Below are 23,784 nucleotides of genomic sequence, written 5' to 3'. Positions count from 1 at the left end.
AATCAGCCTAAAATTCTGGGCAGAGTGATTCCTGTCTGCTTTTGATACTTTCCGGCTTTGTCCTTATAGCTTACTTCGCATGGTTCGTCACCTTCAAAAAAGAGAACCTGGGCGATTCCTTCATTTGCGTATATTTTTGCAGGAAGAGGAGTTGTGTTTGATATTTCTATGGTTATATGTCCTTCAAATTCCGGCTCAAAAGGAGTTACGTTGACTATTATTCCGCATCTTGCATATGTGCTTTTGCCAAGACATATGGCAAGGACATTTCGGGGAATCTTGAAATACTCCACGGTCCTGGCAAGAGCAAAAGAGTTCGGAGGTACTATACATACATCTCCTTTGAAATCTACAACGTTTCTTTCATCAAAATGTTTTGGATCCACAACTTCAGCATTGACATTGGTAAAAATTTTGAATTCATCACTAACTCTTATGTCGTAACCGTAGCTGCTTAGGCCGTAGCTTACAACTCCCCGTCCTACCTGATCCTCGCAAAAAGGTTCTATCATTCCCTCTTTTAAAGCTTTTTCTCTTATCCAACTGTCCGATTTGAGTCCCATTATTTTTTTCCTGAATTTATAATTCTCTTTAAAAAATTATGATATTATAGCATACCTTTATCAAGCGTTTCAGACAATACTTTAGGAGAAAAAATGGACTTTAAAGAGATTAAAGAACTGATTAGAATATTTGATAAAAGCGGACTCAGTAAAATAAAGATAAAAGAGAATGAATTTTCTATAACGCTTCAAAAAGGCGGTGAAGCGGTACAGGTTGCTCCCGCGGCTCAGCAGATTGCAGCTGCACAGCCGGCAACTGCTCCTGCTCCTGTGCCTGCTCAGACATCTGAGCAAAAAGAGATTGAGACTGAAAAGAAAAAAGGCGAATTCATAACTTCTCCTATGGTGGGAACTTTCTACAGAGCACCATCTCCCGATTCCGAACCTTTTGTAAAAGTGGGAGATGTGGTATCAAAGGGACAGACTATAGCCATTATCGAAGCTATGAAAATTTTCAATGAGATAGAGGCCGATTTTGACTGCAAGATTCTTGAGATTCTTGCCGAAGACGGCCAGCCTGTAGAGTATGATATGCCGCTCTTTTTGGTTGAAAGGGTTTAAATGGCGATAGAAAAAATTCTTGTTGCCAACAGAGGTGAGATTGCCCTAAGAGCCATAAGAACAATAAAAGAGATGGGCAAAAAAGCTATCGCGGTCTATTCAAAAGCGGATAAGGATGCGCACTACTTGAAATTGGCTGATGCTGCGATATGTATAGGTCCCGAAAAAAGCAGTGAAAGCTATCTCGACATTCCCGCTATCATCAGTGCGGCTGAGCTAAGCGAATGTGATGCGATATTTCCTGGGTACGGATTTTTGAGCGAAAACCAGCAGTTTGTGGAAATATGCAATCTTCATAAGATAAAATTTATCGGTCCTTCCATTGAGGTGATGTCTCTTATGAGTGACAAATCAAAAGCGAAAGAGGTTATGAGAGCGGCGGGGGTTCCTGTTGTACCTGGGAGTGAAGGGGCTATAAAAGATATAGAGGATGCAAAGAAAAAAGCAAAAGAGATAGGATATCCGGTTATTTTGAAAGCTGCTGCCGGAGGCGGTGGAAGAGGAATGAGAGTCGTAGAAGATGAAAGCTATATAGAAAACGCCTTTCTGGCAGCCGAGAGCGAGGCGATAAGCTCCTTTGGCGACGGAACGATATATATGGAAAAGTTTATAAAAAGTCCGAGACATATAGAAGTGCAGATTCTTGCAGACAGTCACGGAAATGTGGTCCATATAGGAGAGAGAGACTGCTCTTTGCAAAGAAGACATCAGAAAATGCTCGAAGAGTCTCCTGCGATTTTTTTAGATGAGGAAAAGAGAAAAGAGCTTCTAGATACCGCTATAAGAGCTGCAAAGTATGTAAACTATGAAGGGGCCGGAACAATAGAGTTTCTTGTTGACAGTGACAAGAACTTCTATTTTATGGAGATGAACACAAGACTTCAGGTTGAACATCCAGTGAGTGAAATGGTCAGTGGAATAGATATAATAGAGTGGATGATAAGGATTGCGGAAGGAGAAGAACTCTTTTCCCAAGATAGCTTCGAACTCAAAGGACACTCAATCGAGTGTAGAATAAATGCGGAAGATCCTGTTAAATTTATTCCTAGCCCCGGCAAGATAAAGACATGGATATCTCCCGGCGGAAAAGATGTAAGGCTCGATACGCATGTATATGCAGGATATATTGTTCCTCCTTATTATGACTCAATGATAGCAAAGATTATAGTCTGGGGTGAAGATAGGAAAATGGCGATTGCAAAGATGAAAAGGGCTCTTGAAGAGTTTGAAGTAACAGGTATAAAAACCACAATAGATTTTCACAAAAAAATGATGGACAATCCCGACTTCATATCAAACAACTACGATACTAAATATATAGACGAGAAGTTTTTGAAATAGATTGATAAAAGAGGCTTTGGCGCCTCTTTTATCAGGGAAGTCTGTAGACTTTTATATTTGCAGAGGCTCTCAGTTTTTCGAAGTATTCTTTAACAGCTTTTTCTTTTTTTGCTTCCATTATTTTGGCGATAACCATATTTTTTACTTTTTCAAAGCTGATAGGTTGGTTGTCGATCTTCTTTTTGACAAAAAGAACTATATAATCTTTGCCTACGGGTATTATGGGAGTAAAAGAGCCCTCTTTCGTCTCGGTCAGTAAAAAGGCAAGTTGGCTTCCTACAGTGGACAGATCTACTTTTTCTTCCTCTTTTTGCACGTCCGGAATTGATGCCAGAGGGTTTTTGACAAGATTTTCAAGCGCTTTTTTTGAGGTTGACATATACTTTACAACTTCAACATATTTCGGGGCAGAAAACTCTTCAATATGAGAGTCGTAATATCTTTTTATCTCTTCCTCTTCCGGTCTCGATACTTTTGCAGATGCGATTTTGGAGTAAAGCTTTTTTTTGAGGAGCCGTTTTTTGAACTCTTCTTTATACTCTTCCAAGTCCAGACCTTTTTGCTTTATTATATTTTTCAGCTGAGATAGCGTAAGAGAGTTTTGTGCAGCAAACTTTTCGAGTTCTTTTTCAAGCTCGAAATCGTCTACTTTGAGACCGAGTTTTTTGACTTCTGCATCTTCGAGTTTTTTCTGTATGAGTATATCGACAGCTTTCTCTTTGTTTACTCCAAGAATCTTTGAAGTTTTGACTATCTCATACATCGTTATAGGCTCGTTGTTTACCACGATCGCAATGCCGTCAACAAGACCGGCAAAAAGAGATGATAACGTAAACAGAAGCGCTGCCAAAAATTTTTTCATAAAAGTCCTTCAATCGATATAGATGTATGGGCTAAATATATTTTTAAAGGCGCCCGATTTTTTCAAAAGCCATCAGCTTCTCAAAAGGTCGTTGATGGATGTTTTGCTTCTTGTTTTTTCGTCTACCTGTTTTACGATAATTACGGCATAAGTCTGTGTTTTTCCGTCACTGCTGGTAAGGGTTCCGGGCACTACAACACTATAAGGAGGAATTTCACCGTATAAAATCTCTCCGGTTGCTCTGTTATATATCTTTGTACTCGCGCCTATATAGCATCCCATGGATATTACGCTTCCTTCTCTGACAATAACCCCTTCGGCTATTTCGCTTCTTGCACCTATAAATACATTATCTTCTATGATAACCGGATTTGCCTGAAGAGGTTCAAGAACCCCGCCTATACCTACCCCTCCGCTGAGATGGCAGTTTTTTCCTATCTGGGCGCAGCTTCCCACTGTAGCCCAGGTATCGACCATTGTTCCTTCGTCTACATATGCTCCGATATTGGTAAAACTTGGCATAAGTATTGCATTTTTGCCTATAAACGTTCCGTATCTTACTATCGCTCCCGGAACAACCCTGAAACCTCCCTCTCTGAAGTCATCTTCGCTCCAGCCGGCAAACTTTGTAGGAACTTTATCGAAATATACATTTGTATTATCTGCGTCAAGAATTTTGTTATCTGTTATTTTGAAATAGAGCAGAACCGCTTTTTTTGCCCATTCATTTACCTTCCATTCGCCATTTTGCTTCTCGGCAACCCTAAGCTCTCCGCGGTCAAGCATCGCAACTGTTTGCTGTATGGCATCTTTTATTTCTGCTTTTGAGTTTGTATTTATGCTTTCTCTCTCTTCCCACAGTTTTTCAATTATCTCTTTCATTACCGTTTTCTCCTGTTAAATTATGTTAGTTGCTGATTTTACCACCTTTTAACTAATAATTGATTAAAATAAAGCCAGGATTAAAATATATAAAAGGATTTTTATGGTTGTTACCAGATTTGCTCCCAGTCCTACAGGATATCTCCATATAGGTGGGCTTAGAACTGCACTTTTTAACTATCTTTGGGCGAGAAAAAACAGTGGAAAATTTATATTAAGAATAGAAGATACCGACCTTTCAAGAAATTCAGAAGAGGCTACAAAAGCCATACTCAAAGCGTTTGACTGGGTGGGACTTGAATATGATGGTGATGTTGCCTATCAGTCAAAAAGATTTGATATATATAAAAGATATATACAAAAACTGCTAGATGAGGGGAAAGCATACTACTGCTATATGACAAAAGAGGAGCTGGATGCTTTAAGAGAAGAGCAGATGGCAAAAAAAGAGAGACCCAGATACGACAGAAGATACAGGGACTTTACAGGTACTCCTCCAAAAGATGTGAAACCGGTTGTCAGGATAAAAGCGCCTCTTGAAGGTGAGATGGTTTTTGAAGATGGCGTGAAAGGGACTATTGCCATTACGGCAGAAGAATTGGATGATTTTATCATAGCAAGAAGTGACGGAACCCCCACTTATAATTTTGTGGTGGCAGTTGATGACGCTTTGATGGGAGTGACAGAGGTTATAAGAGGAGATGATCATCTATATAATACACCCAAGCAGATACTTGTATATGAAGCTTTGGGTTTTGATATTCCAAAATTTTATCATGTACCGATGATTTGCAACGAACAGGGCAAAAAGCTCTCAAAAAGAGACGGGGCACTTGATGTAATGGCATACAAAGAGATGGGTTTTCTGCCTGAGGCGCTTCTCAATTTTCTTGTAAGACTCGGATGGAGTTACGGTGATCAGGAGATATTCAGCAAAGAAGAGATGATAGAGCTTTTTGACCCGAAAGATATAAACAAATCGGCTTCTAGTTACAATCTTGACAAGCTTTTGTGGCTTAACTCACACTATATTAAAAACTCTTCCAATGAAAGACTGTCGAAACTTTTGGAAGATTTTGGCATATACCTTTTGGGGCATGATAAAAGAGAAATTATCCTCGATGCCGTAAAAGAGAGGGCAAAGACGATAAAAGAGCTTGCCGAGCAGATAAAGATGATACTGGAAGACCCCAGAGAATATGATGAAAAAGGTGTAAAAAAGGCGATAAAGGGCGAATGGAAAGATATTTTGAAAGGATTTGAAAAAGAGCTTCAAGATGCACAGGAGCTTCATCTTCCAAGCGACTATCATAAAATTATGGAAAAATATCTCAACGAAAAAAACATAGGATTTGGAAAACTGGGACAGCCTTTAAGACTGGCTCTTGTAGGAAAGCTGACGGGTCCCGGGCTTGATGAGATTATGTCTATAATCGGGAAAGAGGAGACTGTAAAGAGAATAGAGATGCTGATAAAAAAGTTTGAAAATGGATGAGATTACCAAAAAAGAGGCATTGCTATACCATAAAGAAAGAAGACCCGGTAAAAAGAAGATATGCACGAGCAAACCTTTCGAAACCCAAAGAGACCTCTCTATCGCTTATACACCGGGAGTGGGATTTGTTTGTGAAGAGATAGTGAAAAATCCTGATGCCGTCTATGAATACACCACAAAAGGAAATCTAGTAGGAGTTATAACAAACGGTACTGCGGTTCTAGGGTTTGGAGATATCGGTCCCCTTGCCGCAAAACCGGTTATGGAAGGCAAAGCTGTACTATTTAAAAAATTTGCCGATATCGATGCATACAATATAGAAATAGATGAGAAAAATCCCGAAAAATTTGTGGATATCGTAAAAGCAATCTCTCCCACATTCGGAGGAATCAATCTGGAAGATATAAAAGCGCCGGAATGTTTCTATATCGAAGAGAAGCTCAAAAAAGAGTTGGATATTCCGGTTATGCATGACGATCAGCACGGTACCGCCATCGTGACAACTGCAGGAATGATAAATGGTTGCTTCCTGACAAACAGAGATTTGGCAAAGATAAAAGTGGTTATAGTGGGTTCCGGTGCCGCCGCAATAGCGAGTGCAAGAATGTACAGGCATCTGGGAGTCGAAAATATTATAATGATTGACAGCAGGGGAGTTGTTCATAAAGAAAGAGATGATTTAAACCCTTTTAAAAAAGAGTTCGCATATCCCAAAGAGATTAGCAGAACAGATGCTTTCAAGGATGCCGATATGGTCCTTGGGCTATCCATACCGAAGGCTATAACAAAAGAGGATATATCTTTAATGAAAAAAGAACCTCTTGTCTTTGTCTGTTCAAATCCTATTCCTGAAATTATGCCGGATGCTGTTTTGGAGGTGAAACCTGATGCTATTATAGCGACCGGAAGAAGCGATTTTCCAAATCAGATAAACAACGTTCTGGGATTTCCTTATCTTTTCAGGGGAGCATTGGATGTAAGAAGCAGGTCTATAAATTATGAGATGATGCTCTCTGCTGCATATGCTTTGGCAAGGCTTGCAAGGGAAGATGTTTCAGAAGAGATAAAAAAGCTTTACAAAAAAGAGTTTAAATTTTCAAAAGAGTATATTATTCCCATACCTTTCGATAAGAGACTTTTGACAGAAGTCTCTTCGGCTGTGGCCGCTGCTGCAGTCAAAACGAAAGTAGCAAAGGTAGATAATTTTGATGTTGAGAGATATAAAAAAGATCTTAAAAAAAGAACAGAAGAGACTGGCGTGCTTTTAAATAACACTTAAAACGAGTATATTTACTATATAGGTCAAATAAGGCAGACTCTGGTTTGATGAGTCTGTAAACTTCTCTATTTCTGTAAATATCTTTTCAAACTCCAGTTCTTTGCTCTCTATATATCTTTCCAGTGCATCTTCCAAGCTAACGGTTGTTCCTGCATAGGGAAAACATTTTTTCGTTATTCTTGTTACAAAAAATTCAAGCAGATACTGAAGCTGTTTTTTTACCGCTTTTTCTTTTTCGGTTGCGGGTTTGAATGATCCGATAATTTCAAGAATTTCCACAATCTTGAATCTTGTGAGAATCTTCATAAAAAGGGTAGCAATATCTTTGAATGTATATGAAGAGTCCTCTTTTATATATATAACGGCAACTATAAATTTCAGATAGTCGAGCAAAGAGAAGAAGAGATTGATTTTTGGCCGGTTTTTTATAAACTGAGTAATGTTGATCTCTTTCTCGGCACTTTCCATAAGTTCTTTTATCTCTTTTGTATAACTTAGTATATTGGAAGGTTCAAATTCGGGTGTTTTAAAATTTTTCAACATCCATTCCACACTGAAATCTATACTGTTTTCGATATTGAGTAAAAGTTTATACTGCAATCTTGCCGGAACTTCGAAATCGCTTCTGAAGATTTCATATCTTATATCGTTAATCCCAAGAAGCCTGTTTACAATCAAATAGGATTTTATCTTTTCTATAAATTTTTTTTCGCCCAAAACATCATAATCGGCGATAAAAGAACTGCCTCTGTGGTTGATGATCTTGTTTGCTATTACTGTAGCGGTTATTTCACGATAAAGAGGATGACTTGAGATCTCTTTTTCGTAAACGGAAGCAAACGGTTTGGGGAAATATTTATACAGGTAGTGTTTTGAAAAAGGAGTATCTAAAAAGTCGCTTTTTAAAAGCACCTGTTTTAGAAAAATTTTGGAATAGGAGAGCAATATACCCAAAACGGGCCTGGCTATAGTTCCGTTTTTTGTAACAACTGTATCAAAGTCATTTGTTTTGGGAATGCTGAAATCTCTCCTTTTGAAGATTTTTATATTTTCTTCCAGAATCTCTATCGTTTTTATAAAACTTTTTCTATCATATTGCGAACGAATCTCATCGAGTGTAATTGCAAGAGATTGTAGATAGTTGTTCCAGTAGACGGAATTTAAAACATTATCAGTAAGATGAAAAAGGGTCTCTATGCGCTCTTTTTCATCAATAACACCTTTATTTTGCAGTTCATTTAAAACAATTTTCAGGTTTACTTCATGGTCAGAGGTATCGACACCGGCTGAATTGTCTATACTGTCAAGATTTATAGCACCACCTTTCCTTGCATACTCTATCCTTGCCTTCATTGTAAATCCAAGGTTTCCACCTTCACACACAGAAAAAGCTTTAAGGTCTGAAGCGTCGACTCTGTAGTTTTCATTCTCCTTATCGGGCAGATATAGATTGATTTCGTCGCTGGATTTTACGTAGGTGCCAATACCGCCTATAAAAAGCATATCCACTTTCAGGCATAAAACTCTTTTTATCAGTTCTTCACCTGAAATGCTCTCTTTTGAGATTTTGAGCATTTTTCTTATCTCTTCGGATAGGCTTATTTTTTTTGCCGATTTTTTGAAAACTCCTCCCCCTTTGGAGATCTTTTTCCTATCATAATCGGACCACCCTTTTTTCTCTTCAAAGAGCCTTTTTCTCTCTTTAAAGGCAGTTTTTGTATCTGGGGCAGGGTCTATAAATATTTCATCGCCACTTATTGCGGCAAGCAGTTTTATGTTAGGATTTATAAGCATTGCATTTCCGAAAACGTCACCTCGCATAGAACCTGTGCCCACTACACTGATAGAGTCTTTATATATATCTATGCCCTTTTTCATAAAGTGTCTCTGGGCCGATTTCCATGCGCCTTTTGCGGTTACACCCAGTTTTTTGTGATTATAGCCTTTGCTGCCGCCGCTTGCAAATGCGTCTTTAAGCCAGAAACCTCTTTTCAAAGCTATCTCATTTGCGGTATCGCTCATAGCAGAAGTTCCTTTGTCCGGAGCCACCACAAAATAGAAATCCTCTTTGTCGTAGGATATGACATCTGGGTTTTTTATGATTTGCGAATCCTTTTTGTTGTCTATAAGGTCCAGAAGACCTTCAATGAACATTGAATATATATTTTTAAACTCTTTTTTTGTCAAAGAGGCGTTTTCTTTGAATATTACAAATCCCCCTTTTGCCCCTGATGGAACGATGATAGCGTTTTTTGCTTCCTGTGTGCTCATCAGGGACTTTATCTCTTCGCGATAGTCTTCAAATCTGTCACTCCATCTTATGCCCCCTCTGCTGACAGGCCCCATCCTAAGATGTATACCGTGGAAATTTCTGTGAAATACAAAGGCTTCTATAGAGGGCTGGATTCCCAAAAGATACTCTTCAAGGGCTTTGATGTCTATTTTGAAACTTATATACTCTTTTTGCAGAAAATAGTTTGTTCTCAGCATATGGGTAATGATTTTGTAGAGAATTTTGAGAATTTTGTCTTCGGTGATATGATCTATATTTTTAAGGCTCTCTTCAATCCTTTTTTTCTGTTCTTTTATCTTTTGCGCTCTTTTATCTATATTTGGCTGAAACATCAGTTTAAAGAAAACAACCATATCTTTTATCAACGAGTGGTGTTTTAGAAATGTTTTCAGAATTACCGCTTCGTTGAACTCTAGAACTATCTGATTTTCATAGCTCAAAAGAGCTTTCAGAAGCAGAATTTCACTGATACTCATGTTTTCTTTCAGAGCGAATGCATATAGTCTGCAATGTTTGAAAAGTTCCATGCTCAGTGTTTTTTCTATAATTTCGATAACATTTTTTTCGGATTTTTCAAGTTTTTCGGTATCTGTTAAAATTTTGAATCTATTTACAAAGAAAGTTTCGCCCTTTTTTGAAATACTGAAGGATACTTCGTCTATCACTTCGAACCCGATATCATGCAAAAGCGGAATAATATGAGAGATATGAATCCTCTCCTTCGAAAATATTTTTAGATAAGTAGTCTCTTTTTCGTAGACAAAAAGTGCTTTTGGTTTATCCTTTTCCACGGTTTCGAAAATTTTTTCATCCAATAGAAGATCTTCTGTGGCAAAAATTTCGCTACAGGCTTTTTCGATATTGCTTTTTGGTTTCATATTACGCCTTTAGCATTGCAGGTTTTTTTCAGGTTTACTGTAAATATATCCTTGTGAATAGTCGATTCCCATCTCTTTTACTATTTTGGCAATTTCGCCAGAGTGCACATATTCCGCAACGGTTTTTATTCCTGCCTTTTTTGCAAAAGCGACAACCGTTTCCACAATAAGTTTTGCGTTTTTGTTTTTATCCAGATTTTTTATAAGACTGCCGTCTATTTTTATGTAATCGATATCGATATTTAGAATATGTTCAAAGTTGGAATATCCGCTGCCAAAATCATCAATCGCAACTTTTGCCCCTTTGGATTTTACCAAAGCTGTGAAATCTTTTAAAACATCATAATCTGTTATTGCTTCGGCTTCGAGTAGTTCAAACGTTACTCTTTTTGCTGTTTCAGGATGGGTGTTTAGCAGATTTTTCAAAAGATCCATAGTCCTTTTATTCGTAAGGTCTTCCATAGAGAGGTTTACTGAAAACTCATATTTGTGAACGGCAAATTTTTCAAAACATTTTATCAGCATAGAGTGTGTGATAAGTTCATAAAGTTTTGCCTCTTTTGCAATATCTAGAAAATCATATACCGTGACAAGTTCATTTTCGTCACTTTCGATTCTGCCCAATGCTTCGAATTTGACCACATCGCCTGTTTTGTTATCAATAATGGGTTGAAAACAGGGAACTATTTTATCTTTTTCTATAGCCTCTTTCAATATTTTCGTTTTTTCCAGGTTTTCTTCTATCTTTTCGTAAAATCCGAAATTGTCATCATATATTGCATAATCGGATTTATGGTCTTTTTTGACATATTTCAGTGCCATATCGGCTTTTTCTATCAGAGGTTTTTGAGTGGTGATTCCTATACTTACCGATATATGCATATCTATATTTTGATAGACTATTTTGTCTGTTCTGAAATAGTCGATGATATTTTTTGCCAGCGACTCAATGTCTATGTTTGAGCTGTTTTCGAAAAGAATACCGAAATCGTCTCCTCCTATCCTGTAAAATCCGGCGTTAAGGGTAGAAGGAACCGTCTCTTTTATTCTTTTTGCAACCTCTTTTAAAACATAGTCGCCGGCTTTTATACCGTAAAAGTCATTATAATGTTTGAACTTGTCTATATTTACTATCATAAAAACCGGATTTTTGATTTTTAGTTTATCTTTTTCCAGAATAAATCTGTTTTTAAGACCGGTTAGAGCATCTGTTGTGGCTAGTTTTTGCAGATCTTTTTGCAATCTTTTCAATCTGATGTTCTCTTTTTCGGTCAAATAAAGAAAATAGATGATTACTCCTATGCTGGATATGAAAAGAAGTATCAGGAATGTACTGAAGAGTGTAACTACTTTAAGCTCATCATTTGCAGTTTTTATAAATGTCTTTTCCAGATTATCGAGTATTTTTTTACTCTCTGATTGCATAATAGTATCCAGAAGTTCTTTGTATTTTGGAAAATAGTTTAGAAAGAGTCTAAGGTGTGCCTGCAAAAGATTGTTAAATTCTCTCTGTTTGGCAGAGACAAAGTCAATTGATTTCATATAAAATAGATGATCCTCTATATTTTTGAGAAAGTCGCTGTCAAAACTGTTTTTTGCCAAAAATATGGAAGATATAACAGAAACTGTTCTGTTTAGGTATTCTCTTTGTTTTGGATCAGCAGAATTAAAAACCGAAAATGATCTGTTGAGCAGGGTTGTAAGATACATGCTGGAGTTTTTTATAGAAGCGTTCAGTGTTTCAAAATCGTTTATCGCCTCAATCTTTTTGTTTAGAGACTCTTCATATAAGATGAGCTGTTTATATGATTTTTGGTGGTCCTTTGTAAAATGAGGATGGTCTTTTATTTTATTGATTAAGCTGAAAAGTTTATCTTCCGTTTTTGCGATGATATCGAAATTTGTATATAAAAAAACACTGCTTTTGAGTACTTCATAGTCAAGCTTTATCTCTTCTCTTTCCAAGGAGTTAATAATCTTTACTATATCATTGTTTCTTTCAAAATAGTTTTTCGTAAAACTGTTAAAATATATCAGCATCCCTACAGCGAAAATACCGGCAAAGAGAGCAGATATGATTTTGAAATTCAGATTCATTTTTCATCCAGTATTTTGGGTTTTTCGCCGGTAAGAGTGGCCAAAAAGGCAATCAGAAAGTTTTTTTCTTCCCATGTGAGTTTTACTCCAAGTTCGTGATAAGCCATTTTATCTATAGCATCATACAGTGTTTTTGCACTGGCATCATGAAAGTACGGGGCTGTCAGGATAATGTTCCTAAGTGTAGGAACTTTGAATCTGTTTTTGTCAAATTCACGTTTTGTAACCTCATATCTGTCCTGAGCAGATTTTTTTCTTGGATAGGGAATGATTGCGCCTATTTTTTGAAAAGAGTTTCCACCCAGGTTAATTCCGTTATGGCATGTTATACAGCCAAGTTGTTTGAAAAGAAGATACCCTTTTTCCTCTTCGGTAGAAAGTTTTATCTCTCCTTTTAAGAATCTGTCAAACTTAGAGTTGGGAGTTATAAGCGCTTTTTCGAACTCTGCTATCGCATCTATTACCATATCCAGAGTTATTACCTCTGTCTTGTAGACTTTTTTAAACTCTTTTTTGTAAAGCTTTGAAGAGTTTAGCCTCTCTTCGACAAGCTCTTTTGTCATACCCATCTCTACCGGAGAAAAAAGAGGTTCAATCACCTGTTCTTTTAGATCTTTTGCTCTGCCGTTCCAAAACTGCCTGAAATTAAATACGGAGTTCAGCACTGTAGGAGAGTTGACAACCCCTTTTCGACCGTAAACGCCTATGGAGAAATCTCTCGGATCTGCACCTCCGTAATCAAAATCGTGGCAGCTTGCGCAGGATATTTTTTTATCGGCAGAAAGAAGCGGATCAAAAAACAGAAGTTTTCCTAAAAGGGCTTTATCTTTTTTGTACTCAATGCTTTCAGGTATAGGGACGATTGGTTCAACAGCATAGAGTATTGTTATAAAAAAAATGAAAAAAAATGACAACAGTCGTATCATCGGCAATCTTTATAAAGAGCAGTAATTTATGTATTCGAATATATTATAATGAAAAAAGGAGGAGAAGTAAATAAGTGACAAATTAAATTTTTTTTGATAGATGTATAAATTTTTTTAATGACTTTTTTGCCTTTGCATCTATTTTGTAATCTATATGTTTCAGATAAAAACTTATCTGTTTTGTGGTAAGACCACTTCTTTTGGCATATTTTTTGAGTATATACTGAGGTATTTTTACTTTTCTTTTTAAAAAATCTCTGCTCATCTTTTTAAAGAACTTTTCGTTACTGTGAAAACAGAGTCTGGCAAAAACAAATGGGAGTTTGTATCTGTTATACCACTCTTCGGCAAGATCTTTGCATTTGCAGTTTTCGAAATATTTTTTGAGTGCTTTGTCTCCTATAAGCACTTCGCCTTCAAGTTCAAGAATTTTTGCAAGAACATTTGATGTATTTGATTCGATATCTTCTCTGTTTTCTCCTTCGCATACAAGAACGCTCAGAACTTTTTTATTTGCAACGATACCAAGATCTGTGCATCTGTACCCTTTTGATTCGACACTTGAAATAATTGCAGCATCTATCTTTCTTTTTTTAAAAGAGATATTTATTTGTGAGGGTACTCCTTTTTTATGCTCTATCGTCGCAATTGTAGCGGAGCTTCTAATATATTTTTTTAAAAAAAGATATAGAGGTAAAAGGTTTATATAGTCTATTTTCGCAAAAATCATGGGGGTATTATACCAAATTGGATATAATTATCTATCCTAATGTCAGATAAAAGGGGTGTATGATGGTCAAAATTGAATTTTTGGGCCCTATCGGCAAAGAAGCAATTGAGGTGGATGCATCGAATCTAAAAGAGGTGGCGCAGAAGCTCAAAGATGACAAAGATATCGAAAAATGGCTTGAAGAGTGTGCTGTTGCCGTGAATGATAAAATAGTCGATTCGCTTGATATCGAGCTTAAAAATGGAGACAGAGTATCTCTTCTTCCTCCGGTTTGCGGTGGATAAAACAACTATTTGCAATTTTTTCAATACATTTATATACGAATAATCAAAAAGGCAATGAATGTTGGAGCTTTATAACGGACCTTTAGATGTTGATGTGATTTTTTCAAAATGGCGAAAATGGGCTGATGTTAAAAACTACGGAGCATATATAACCTTTGTGGGGACTGTTCGTGAAGAAGATGGCATAGAAGCTTTGAGTTTTGACGTGTATGAGCCGATACTGAACAGTTGGTTCAACGAATGGCAGGAGCGTGCGAAAAAAAAAGGAGCATATCTGAAAATGGCACACTCTGTAGGCGATGTTCCTGTACACACCTCTTCATATATGGCTGCCGTGTTTTCTCCGAAAAGAAGGGTTGCTCTTGAGATGATAGAAGAGTTTGTGGAAGATTTCAAAGCAAGAGCGCCTATATGGAAATATGATGTAATAGAGGGAAAAAGAGTCTATGCAAGAGACAGAAGTACCAAAATAAGCGGCAGCGGAATTTTGAAAATATAGGGGGAACAATGGGATTTATCTCATATGAAGAGTCTATAAAAAAACTGAACAATATCAAAATAGAGACAACCGGGATACAAAAACTTTATCTAAACGATGCTTTGAAGAGGTTTCTTGCACAGGATATAAAAGCCAAAGAAAATTCGCCGGAATATCCCACATCCGCTATGGACGGTTATGCTATCAGGTTTGAAGACCAAAAGAGCGGAAAGATAAAAATTATAGACAAAAATCCTGCCGGAAGCCGTATCAGAAGTGAGGTTTCAGAAGGCGTCTGTATAAAAACCTTTACCGGTTCGCTGATGCCAAAAGGTGCAGATACCTTGATACCGATAGAAAATGTGGAGGTTGAGGGAGAGTATATTGTTGTAAAAGAGCCTGTCAAAAAAGGTTTCAGTGTCAGGCCTGTGGGAGAGAACTATAAAGAGGGAGAGATCCTTTTGAAAAAGGGTTCAAGGCTCTCTTTTGCAGAAATTGGAGTCCTTGCGAGTCTCAATATCGTGCAGGTGAGCGTTTTTCAAAAACCAAAAGTTGCAATTTTGGCGACAGGAAGCGAAGTACTTGAAGTAGGGCAAGAGAGGGAAAACAGTGCCCAGATAAGAAGTTCCAACAACTATACTCTCGAAGCGCTCGCTGCTCTTCACGGTGCCGAGCCTATCCAGATGGGAGCTGTGAAAGACGACAGGCAGAGCATCACCGACTCTTTGAAAACAGCACTGAAGAGTGCCGATATAGTTGTAACTACCGGCGGAGTAAGCGTTGGAGACTACGATTTTGTAAAAGATGTGATAAGAGATGAAATCGGAGCCGAAGTAATTTTCAAGGGCGTTGTGATGAAACCGGGACAGCATGTGATGGTGGCTGTCAAGGGAAATAAGATAATAATTGGGCTTCCGGGATTTGCATTTTCAAGTACCGTTACTTTTATGGTCTATGTTCTGCCTCTTATATACAGAATGCAGGGAGCCGAATTTAGACCCAAAATCGTTAAAGCTACTCTCAAGGAAAACTTTACCAAAAAAAGCCGTAAAACAGAGTTTACCGCTTGCAATCTCTATCTTGAAGAGGGAGAGTATTTTGTTGATTTCAAAGGCAAAAGAGAGGGCTCAAGTGCTATTTTGACAAATATGACCGGAGAACATACCGCACTTTTGGCTACCTCTCCTGATGAGGGGGACAAAGAAGCCGGTGAGAAAGTCAGAGTCTGGATTATAAACAGTTGATTTGCCGTTATTGGGGAACGAAGTCCGCTCTTCCCCAATACACCGATAACAAACCTACAAATTCTTTTTCAAAAACTCACTTATATACTTCTCATCAACTTTTTCTTTATCATATTTTATAACTATAATTTTTTCCGTTTCGTTGATATAAAAATCGGTTACGCCTTCAATCACTTTAAGTCCGTCAACCTTATCTTTGTCATATTTGTCAAAAGGAAGGAATATATTTCCTCTCAGACCAGGATTTCTCATACCGGATATCCAAACTATCCAAAACAGACATACTACAAGAACAAAAATAGCAATACCGGTTTCCTGAAAGTATTGGTATAAAAGACCTCCGACAGCACCGCCTATAAATATCCCTATATATGCAAATGTATTGGCTACGCCTAAAGCAGCACCTTTTTGGTGGACTTTTGCAAACTTTGATACAAAGCTCTGCAAAAGAGGTTCAAACATATTAAATCCTATGAAAAAGAATACTGCACCGACCGCAAACCATAAAAGAGAGTCCGAAAACCCCATAAGAGCAAAAGCTGCTGCAATAAAAAGAACAGAGACGATAAAAACCTCTTTTCCTCTTGAATATTTTTCACCGAATACCGCGGCAGGTCCCATGGCTAGTATTCCGAATATTACAGCCGGAATATATACTTTCCAGTACTCTTCGGGTCCCATGCCGAATTTTTGTTTTAGAAGTATCGGTATGATAAAAAAGGCGATTGCCATGGTAGAGCTGTGAAAAAGAAAAGTGATATACATTCTTACCAGATCTTTATCCTTGAAAACATGCTTTATCTTTGCCTCCTCCTCACTGTATGAGTGGATAATTTTTGGGGGCTCTGGAACTGCTGTAAAGAGAATAACAAGTGCGCCGATTGCCATAGCGGCAGTAAGCCAGAAAAGCGCACTGACAGAATAGAAACCGCCTATCAGAGGTCCGAAAACCATCGCTACCGCAAAACTAAGAGCAATTACCATTCCCATGACAGCCATAGCATGGGCTCTTTGGTCTTCCCTTACATGATCTGCTATCATTGCGGTTACAACCGAACCGATAGCTCCGGCCCCTTGCAAAAATCTACCTAGAAGCAGCAAATATATATTATCAGCTAAGGCACATATTACCGAACCGGCGGCAAATATCAGGAGCCCGATAAGGATAGTCTTTTTTCTTCCTATTTTATCACTGAGAACTCCAAAAGGTACCTGCAACACCGCCTGGGTCAGAGCGTATCCTCCCACGGCAACCCCTGCCAAAAATGCTGTAGCGCCTTTTAAACTCAGTGCATACTGTGAGAGTACAGATAAAACGATAAAAAGACCGAAAAATCTGAGTCCAACTATCAGGCTTAAAGGCAAAACTTTCCTGACTATCTGCTTCATACAAAAATTCCTTTTTTGTTTTATTAATGATAAAATTTCATAAAATTTATTGTAGGCGGATATTATATAATAAAGGTACAAAAATGAAAGTTATTTTAGCAACTTCAAACAAAGGTAAGATTGAAGAGATTAAAAATCTGTTGCATTACAAAGATGTTATTCCATATAAAGAGGTACTAGAAGATTTAGAAATTGAAGAGACCGGTTCGAGCTTTAAAGAAAATGCTGTAATAAAAGCCCAGACAATATATGAAAAGATAAAGGATAGTTTCCCGGAGGCTGTTGTTATATCCGATGACAGCGGAATAACCGTTCCTGCCCTCGGAAATATCCCCGGCATCTACAGCGCAAGATTTGCAGGTCCCGGCGCTTCTGATAAAGAAAATCTTCAAAAACTTGTAAATAAACTGAAAAAAGTCGGATTAGAAAAAACTCCCGCCTACTACAGCGCAGCTGTTGCCATTGCTTCAAAAGAGGGTATATTTACGGTACACGGCTGGATGTATGGAGATGTTATAGACAAACCAAGAGGCGATAAGGGGTTTGGGTACGATCCTATGTTTATACCAAAAGGATACGATAAAACTCTGGGAGAACTTGACGAAGATATAAAAAAGAAAATTTCGCACAGGTCAAAAGCTTTGAACCTTGCTAAAAAGATACTGAAAATTTTAAAAAGAGATACCGGGGAGGATAAATGAAAGAGGGGTTTTACAAAGAGCTAGAGATTTTGTATAAGCTGATAGAAGAGGACCAGAAAGAGCTGCAAAGATTCTATGATATTCTAAAAAACCGCACTTCTATTTTAGATGATGAGATAGTTGAACTGGAATATACAGTGGATGATTTTTTGAATATGCTTGGACTGGACATCGACGGCGAATCCAGGCTTGCTGCCATAAACAGAATAGTAAATCTACGAGAAGATCTTTTGGTACAGCTTTTCAAACAGAAAGGATTTGACGAAGAGGAGGTTATAGAGGCGAAAGAGAAAGCTTACCTTTGGGTGGCCGATTTTTATATCTCCAGATTTGAGAAAATTTTGAAAAAGATAGAGGATGAAAAGCTTCTAACTCCTTTTTATCGCGAAATCATAAAAGGTGCACACGAAACCGGTCTTGCATTCAGCTCATGGCAGTCATCATGGGTTGCACAGATTATCAACGGAACAAACAGGGAGCTTTACAGACTTTTTAACGGGGATGAAGAGAAGATTTTTGAGATGCTTAACGAAAAGAGGCTTTTGGACCCGGGCCCCGAGGGATGTGAAGGTGACAGGTGCTATTCGGTGCTGAGAATCTGCGATAAGGGATTTGAGAGAGTTTCATATGCAAAAGCTTTTGAAGAGGAGGTAAAAGAGGTTGTAAAAAGAGTCGAAAAGTTTATAAAGAGATTACATAATTACGATGACGAGGTTTTTAATCTCAAAAACGAATGGATAGATTATTTAAGTGCGATAGTAACAGCTTTAAAAGAAGAAGACCCGGATTTGCTAATAAGCAGGTGGGCAGATGTTGACAGGTGCTGGATGAAGATAACGTCTCCTGTTCAGATCGGACATCCGCTCGAATATTATGAGGACAGATATAGAAAAGCTGTTGCTCTTGAATGGGATATTAGAGTTGCAAATCCGAAATTTACCGTCAATGAGCGGGTAAATCGGATAAAATATATGTTCGACAAGATTTTCAACGAAGTAGCTGGGGCAAAACAGATAGATATCTATAACAACACTCTTGAAAATCTGAACAGAGTGCAACTATACATAGGACGACCTCTTTTTTTCTACGGAGCGGAATTTAACGGTCTTTTTTCAGCGCAGGTGGTGCCTAATGACGAGACGGTTTCAAAAGAGTACGGGAAAAAGATTTTTGCGTATGCGGATATGATACTTCAGACGCAAAAAGCAAAACCTCCTATGAAGATAACCAAAGAAGTTTTTGGTGATAATCTGGCAAAGAAGTTCAGAGAAGTTTTTGAAAAACCTGATATCTGGTACAAAATTTATGAAATAACAACCATAGGGCATGAGTACGGCCATATACTCTGGATGGATGAGGATAGCGAAACTGTAATGAATAAAACAGGACAGTTTAAAAATATGGAAGAGTTCAAAGCTACCTTGGGCGGGCTTGTATCTTTTTTTCTTGCAGAGGAGGATGATTTATGGAGATATGTTTTGGAGGATACGGTAAAAAGAGCGGTTGGGCTTATAGCATGGATGGAAACTTCGGAAGTGGAACCATATTATGTTGAGGGGCTTCTGCATTTGACAGGTCTGTTTTCAAGCGGAGTTTTAAAGTTTGACAAAAAGCTTCAGACTAATCTGTCGAAAAGTGGGTATGAAAAGCTCAAAGAGTGGTATCTGAAGATTTATAAAAAGATGGCGGGCGAATTTTATCTGCCTAAAAGAGATGCCAAAGAGTTTCTCTCAATGTTTGTCTCCAAAGAGAATGGTATATATCTTCCGCTTGACCGCCAGGTAAGAGAGTTTACCCTCTATTATTGGGATCTTTATAAAAAAATAGGAAGGGTTGTTGATAAATAAAGTAACTATAGTGCTCTCAAAAAAACTAAATAAACCAGTTTAAAAACATTGACAAATATCGACTAAAGTTGCTATAATTTCATTAGCAATAAAAACTTAACCGATAAAGGAGGTTACCATGTTGCCAATCATCGATCCGTTCAAAGAACTCAGAGATATCGAAAGAAGAATAGCAAGTATGCTGGAACTTGAAAAGGGTACAGTACCATCCACTTCAGGCGCTACCGTTTGGGCTCCGGCTGTTAATGAAAAAGAGGATGAAAAGGCGTATTATGTTGAGGTAGACCTTCCCGGTGTCAAAAAAGAAGATATTCATGTTGATGTAAAAGATAATGTCCTCTCTATTTCAGGTGAAAGAAAGTTCAAAAAAGAGGAAAAAGATAAAGGCTATGTGAGGACAGAGAGCTTTTTCGGAAAATTTGAAAGAAAATTTACGCTACCAAACGATGCAGACGTAGAACACATAGAGGCAAAAACTGAAGACGGTGTTTTGCATATAACAATTCCAAAAGTTGCAGAAAAAGAAGGCTCCAAAAAAATCGAAGTAAAATAAGCCGGACTCTTCCGGCTTATTTTAATCTCCCCTTTCTACTTATTAGATTTTAAATTTATCCGCTCCTAAACCAATATTTGATATACTCAGCCCAAAATTTGATTATTTTTATTGAAAGGTTGAGTATGCTTCTTTTTACACCCGGTCCCACACCTGTTCCGGAACATGTCAGAATAGCAATGGCTCAGAAAACCATACATCATAGAACCCCTGAATTTACGGAAATTTTTAAAGATACAAGAGAGAGACTTTTAAACCTTTTTGGCACCGAAGAGTGTGTTATTCTTGCTTCAACAGGCACCGGCGCTATGGAAAGCACCGTTATAAATCTTTGCCAAAAAAAGGCTTTGGTCATAAATGCCGGAAAATTCGGCGGAAGGTTTGCAAAAATAGCCAGGGCATATAATATTCCCGTAACGGAGCTCTGCTATGAGTGGGATACGCCGGCAGATGTAGATGAGGTAATTGAAGCGATAAAGAGTGATGAGGATATAGATGCGCTTTTTATTCAGATATGCGAAAGTGCTGGAGGACTCAGGCATCCGGTTGAAGAGATAGCAAAAGAGGCGAAAAAAATAAGAGATATTACGATAGTTGCAGACGGTATAACGGCTGTGGGAGTGGAGCCTATAGATGTAAGTGACATCGATGCTTTGATAGCAGGAAGCCAAAAAGCGCTTATGCTTCCACCCGGTCTTGCCATGGTTGGGCTCAGCGCTAAGGCCGTGGAAAAGATAGGCAATGGCAGAGGCTACTATTTCAATCTGGCAAGCGAAATATCAAAACAGAGAACCGGTACTACTGCATATACGGCAGCTACTACTCTCATAATAGGCCTTGGTGAAATTCTGAAAACTATTGAGAAAGCAGGGCTTGATAACCTTTATAGGGTGACTGCAAAAAGAGCAGAAGCTACAAGAGAAGCATTAAGAGCGATAGGACTCAAAATATATCCCAAAACACCGGCAAATGCTATGACAGCCATTATAGACGAAAATAGCGAAGATATAAGAAAAATTTTAAAAACAGAGTTTGGAGTGAATATTGCCGGGGGTCAGGACCATCTAAAGGGAAAAATTTTCAGAATCAATCATATGGGGCTTATAGAGCATTATGAAGCCGCATGGGTTGTAAATAGCATAGAGCTTGCTCTTGAGAGGATAGGTCGAAGAGTTTACGACGGAACGGCTAATGCTGTTTTCAATAAAATATATTTTGGATAGAGATATGGTTTATGAACATGAGATACCAAGAGGCGCAAGACTCTATTTCGGTGCGAATGCAAAACTGAAAAGAGAGATAGAAAAAAGAGCAAGCGATATTCTTTATATGCATGGATATGAAGAGATAGCAACACCTCTTTTTTCTTATCATCAGCATCTAAGCGTAGAAGATCAGAGCGAGCTTATACGAGTCAGCGATGAGAAAAACAGGAACGTAACTTTAAGAGCCGACAGCACTATAGATGTTGTAAGGCTTATAACAAAAAGGCTCGGAAGAAGTACTACGCATAAAAAGTGGTTTTATATACAGCCGGTATACAGATATCCTACAAGCGAATATTATCAGATTGGAGCAGAGTTTATCGGAAGTTCCAAAACCGCAGAAGTTCTGAAAACCGCGCTGGAGATTTTCGAAAAACTGGATATAAAACCTCTCCTGCAGCTTTCAAATATAAAGATACCGAAAATTCTTTCCGAAAATTACGGAGTTTCATTGGATGTTCTCAAAAACGTCAATATAGAGATGCTGCTTGAAGCCCCAATGCCATGGCTGCAGAAGTTGCTTTATCTGAAAAGACCGGAGCAGATATCTGAGATTTCAGGTGAGGTTCCCGAAGAGATAGAGAATGAGCTTCTGAAAATCAAAGAGCTTGCGGATAGTTTTGCATATGACAATATTATCGTAGCACCTTTGTACTATGCGAAAATGAGATATTATGATGATCTTTTTTTCAGATTTATAGATAAAAACTCCACTCTTGCCATGGGAGGAGAGTATGAGAGTGAAAATATTGAAGCTGCAGGTTTTGCGCTATATACCGACAACCTGATAGAAATTTTAGAGAAAAAAGGCTTTTGATGAAGGCGGATTTGATAGTTGGAATACAGTGGGGAGACGAAGGAAAAGGAAAAATTGTAGACCTTTTGGCACAAAAGTATGATATTGTCTGCAGATACCAGGGAGGGCACAATGCCGGCCATACGATAGTGGTGGAAGGTAAAAAGATAGCACTACATCTTATTCCTTCCGGTATTTTGAACCCTGATGCTGTAAATATTATAGGAAACGGGGTGGTTGTCAGTCCCGAGGCACTCCTTAAAGAGATGAAACAGTTTGATTCTCTTGAGGGAAGACTCTATGTGAGTGACAAGGCCCACATGATTTTAAAATATCATGAACTAATTGATAAGGCAAAAGAGAAACTAAGAGGGAAAAACGCTATCGGTACAACAGGCAGAGGCATCGGACCGGCATACAGTGACAAAATAAGCAGAGTCGGTCACAGACTGGGAGAACTCAAAGATGTAGATACACTACTGGAAAAGATTGTTTCATATTTTGATTCCAACAGAGCGATATTTGATGTATTGGAGATAAAGCTGCCTGATATAGATGAACTGAAAAACGAACTTTGCGAGTATAAGGAGAAACTTGCTCCTTATTTGGCGGATACTACGGAATATATATGGGAAGCGATAGAGAACAACAAAAGAATTTTGCTTGAAGGTGCACAGGGTACCATGCTAGATATCGACCACGGCACCTACCCTTATGTTACAAGCTCGAATACAATTGCTGCCGGAGCGTGTACGGGACTTGGACTCTCTCCCAGGGATATTGCCAAAGTTACCGGCATAGCCAAAGCGTACTGCACAAGAGTCGGGAACGGTCCTTTTCCAACGGAAGATTTTACAGACGAGGGTCAGAAACTCAGAGACCAGGGACATGAGTACGGTACAACCACAGGCAGGCCGAGAAGGTGCGGATGGTTTGATGCTGTTGCCGCAAGATACGCCTGCAGACTCAACGGATGCGACGAGCTTTCTATTATGAAGCTGGATGTACTTGACGGATTTGATAAAATAAAAATATGTGTTGCCTACGAATATAAAGGAGAAAAGATAGATTATGTACCTTTTGACCTTGAAAACGTAACCCCTGTATATGAAGAGTTTGAAGGGTGGAAGAGTGTGGAAGGCATACGAAAGTTTGAAGAGCTTCCCGAAAGTGCCAAAAGATATATTAAAGTTATTGAAGATTTGACAAAAACAAAAGTAGGAATGGTGTCTACCAGTCCGGACAGAGAAGATACGATTATTATGTAAACAGGAGAGCCGGAGTCTGAAAAACTCTGACTTCCTACCTCAAATCAGGAGA

21 protein-coding genes are annotated in these 23,784 nt (G+C 38.2%); 13 read left to right on the top strand and 8 right to left on the bottom strand.

What is annotated here, in order from left to right; genetic code table 11:
• Positions 1-2: 2 nt before the first annotated feature.
• Positions 3-563, bottom strand: a complete 561-nt coding sequence (gene dcd / locus EPR_RS08570; RefSeq protein ID WP_200762810.1) for a dCTP deaminase — start codon at positions 561-563, stop codon at positions 3-5.
• Positions 564-656: 93 nt separating this feature from the next.
• On the opposite strand from dcd, the gene accB reads away from it, so the two are divergent.
• Both accB and EPR_RS08560 read left to right on the top strand, forming a co-directional pair.
• Positions 657-1,124, top strand: coding sequence for an acetyl-CoA carboxylase biotin carboxyl carrier protein (gene accB / locus EPR_RS08565; RefSeq protein WP_200762809.1), 468 nt, complete (start codon positions 657-659; stop codon positions 1,122-1,124).
• Positions 1,125-2,465, top strand: a complete 1,341-nt coding sequence (locus tag EPR_RS08560) for an acetyl-CoA carboxylase biotin carboxylase subunit (RefSeq protein ID WP_200762808.1) — start codon at positions 1,125-1,127, stop codon at positions 2,463-2,465.
• 31 nt (positions 2,466-2,496) lie between these two features.
• On the opposite strand, the gene EPR_RS08555 is transcribed toward EPR_RS08560, so the two are convergent.
• Both EPR_RS08555 and dapD read right to left on the bottom strand, forming a co-directional pair.
• Positions 2,497-3,327 carry a peptidylprolyl isomerase gene (locus tag EPR_RS08555; protein WP_200762807.1) on the bottom strand — a complete coding sequence of 277 codons (831 nt, stop codon included), beginning with the start codon at positions 3,325-3,327 and terminating at the stop codon, positions 2,497-2,499.
• Between the two features lie 72 nt (positions 3,328-3,399).
• Positions 3,400-4,209, bottom strand: a complete 810-nt coding sequence (gene dapD, locus EPR_RS08550) for a 2,3,4,5-tetrahydropyridine-2,6-dicarboxylate N-succinyltransferase (protein WP_200762806.1) — start codon at positions 4,207-4,209, stop codon at positions 3,400-3,402.
• A 103-nt stretch (positions 4,210-4,312) separates the two neighbouring features.
• On the opposite strand from dapD, the gene gltX reads away from it, so the two are divergent.
• Positions 4,313-5,704, top strand: coding sequence for a glutamate--tRNA ligase (gene gltX / locus EPR_RS08545; protein ID WP_200762805.1), 1,392 nt, complete (start codon positions 4,313-4,315; stop codon positions 5,702-5,704).
• Positions 5,697-6,983, top strand: a complete 1,287-nt coding sequence (locus EPR_RS08540) for a malic enzyme-like NAD(P)-binding protein (protein WP_200762804.1) — start codon at positions 5,697-5,699, stop codon at positions 6,981-6,983. The genes gltX and EPR_RS08540 overlap by 8 nt, the downstream gene beginning before the upstream one ends.
• Here the strand turns inward: EPR_RS08540 and EPR_RS08535 are convergent.
• From EPR_RS08535 to EPR_RS08520, 4 genes are all read right to left on the bottom strand, one after another.
• Positions 6,969-10,154 (bottom strand): NAD-glutamate dehydrogenase domain-containing protein, encoded by a 3,186-nt coding sequence (locus EPR_RS08535; protein ID WP_200762803.1) that lies wholly within the window; start codon positions 10,152-10,154, stop codon positions 6,969-6,971. The two genes, EPR_RS08540 and EPR_RS08535, sit on opposite strands and share 15 nt — an antisense overlap.
• Before the next feature lie 9 nt (positions 10,155-10,163).
• Positions 10,164-12,251, bottom strand: coding sequence for an EAL domain-containing protein (locus tag EPR_RS08530; RefSeq protein WP_200762802.1), 2,088 nt, complete (start codon positions 12,249-12,251; stop codon positions 10,164-10,166).
• Positions 12,248-13,177: a cytochrome-c peroxidase gene (locus EPR_RS08525; RefSeq protein WP_200762801.1), complete on the bottom strand. Its 930-nt coding sequence runs from the start codon at positions 13,175-13,177 to the stop codon at positions 12,248-12,250. The genes EPR_RS08530 and EPR_RS08525 overlap by 4 nt, the downstream gene beginning before the upstream one ends.
• An 82-nt stretch (positions 13,178-13,259) precedes the next feature.
• On the bottom strand, positions 13,260-13,907 hold the full coding sequence (locus EPR_RS08520; protein ID WP_200762800.1) for an MqnA/MqnD/SBP family protein: 648 nt from the start codon (positions 13,905-13,907) through the stop codon (positions 13,260-13,262).
• Positions 13,908-13,969: 62 nt separating this feature from the next.
• Between EPR_RS08520 and EPR_RS08515 the strand changes: the two genes are divergently transcribed.
• Genes EPR_RS08515 through EPR_RS08505 form a run of 3 tightly spaced genes read left to right on the top strand, consistent with a single transcriptional unit; the run spans position 13,970 to position 15,913 of the window.
• A complete protein-coding gene (locus tag EPR_RS08515; protein ID WP_200762799.1) occupies positions 13,970-14,191 on the top strand; it encodes a MoaD/ThiS family protein in 222 nt (73 codons plus the stop codon).
• A 58-nt stretch (positions 14,192-14,249) separates the two neighbouring features.
• A complete protein-coding gene (locus EPR_RS08510) occupies positions 14,250-14,690 on the top strand; it encodes a molybdopterin synthase catalytic subunit (protein WP_200762798.1) in 441 nt (146 codons plus the stop codon).
• 8 nt (positions 14,691-14,698) lie between these two features.
• Positions 14,699-15,913 carry a molybdopterin molybdotransferase MoeA gene (locus tag EPR_RS08505; protein WP_200762797.1) on the top strand — a complete coding sequence of 405 codons (1,215 nt, stop codon included), beginning with the start codon at positions 14,699-14,701 and terminating at the stop codon, positions 15,911-15,913.
• A 54-nt stretch (positions 15,914-15,967) separates the two neighbouring features.
• On the opposite strand, the gene EPR_RS08500 is transcribed toward EPR_RS08505, so the two are convergent.
• Positions 15,968-17,302, bottom strand: a complete 1,335-nt coding sequence (locus tag EPR_RS08500; RefSeq protein WP_200762796.1) for an MFS transporter — start codon at positions 17,300-17,302, stop codon at positions 15,968-15,970.
• Between the two features lie 83 nt (positions 17,303-17,385).
• Here EPR_RS08500 and rdgB point away from each other — a divergent pair, with 83 nt between their 5' ends.
• From rdgB to EPR_RS08470, 6 genes are all read left to right on the top strand, one after another.
• A complete protein-coding gene (gene rdgB, locus EPR_RS08495; protein ID WP_200762795.1) occupies positions 17,386-18,003 on the top strand; it encodes an RdgB/HAM1 family non-canonical purine NTP pyrophosphatase in 618 nt (205 codons plus the stop codon).
• The gene (ciaB, locus tag EPR_RS08490) at positions 18,000-19,850 is read left to right on the top strand and encodes an invasion protein CiaB (protein WP_200762794.1); all 1,851 of its coding nucleotides are present in this window, start codon (positions 18,000-18,002) and stop codon (positions 19,848-19,850) included. Before rdgB ends, ciaB begins: the two co-directional genes overlap by 4 nt.
• 118 nt (positions 19,851-19,968) lie before the next feature.
• Positions 19,969-20,403: an Hsp20/alpha crystallin family protein gene (locus tag EPR_RS08485; RefSeq protein WP_200762793.1), complete on the top strand. Its 435-nt coding sequence runs from the start codon at positions 19,969-19,971 to the stop codon at positions 20,401-20,403.
• Between the two features lie 125 nt (positions 20,404-20,528).
• A complete protein-coding gene (locus EPR_RS08480; RefSeq protein WP_200762792.1) occupies positions 20,529-21,626 on the top strand; it encodes a pyridoxal-phosphate-dependent aminotransferase family protein in 1,098 nt (365 codons plus the stop codon).
• Positions 21,627-21,630: 4 nt separating this feature from the next.
• Complete coding sequence (locus EPR_RS08475; RefSeq protein WP_200764218.1) at positions 21,631-22,485, top strand: ATP phosphoribosyltransferase regulatory subunit; 855 nt, start codon at positions 21,631-21,633, stop codon at positions 22,483-22,485.
• The gene (locus tag EPR_RS08470) at positions 22,485-23,732 is read left to right on the top strand and encodes an adenylosuccinate synthase (RefSeq protein WP_200762791.1); all 1,248 of its coding nucleotides are present in this window, start codon (positions 22,485-22,487) and stop codon (positions 23,730-23,732) included. Before EPR_RS08475 ends, EPR_RS08470 begins: the two co-directional genes overlap by 1 nt.
• The last annotated feature ends 52 nt before the right edge of the window (positions 23,733-23,784 follow it).

The organism is Nitrosophilus alvini (genome assembly GCF_015100395.1).
GTDB classification, from domain to species: domain Bacteria; phylum Campylobacterota; class Campylobacteria; order Campylobacterales; family Nitratiruptoraceae; genus Nitrosophilus; species Nitrosophilus alvini.
The sequence above is the reverse complement of the archived record's forward strand: the minus strand, read 5'-3'. Positions and strand labels throughout refer to the sequence as shown.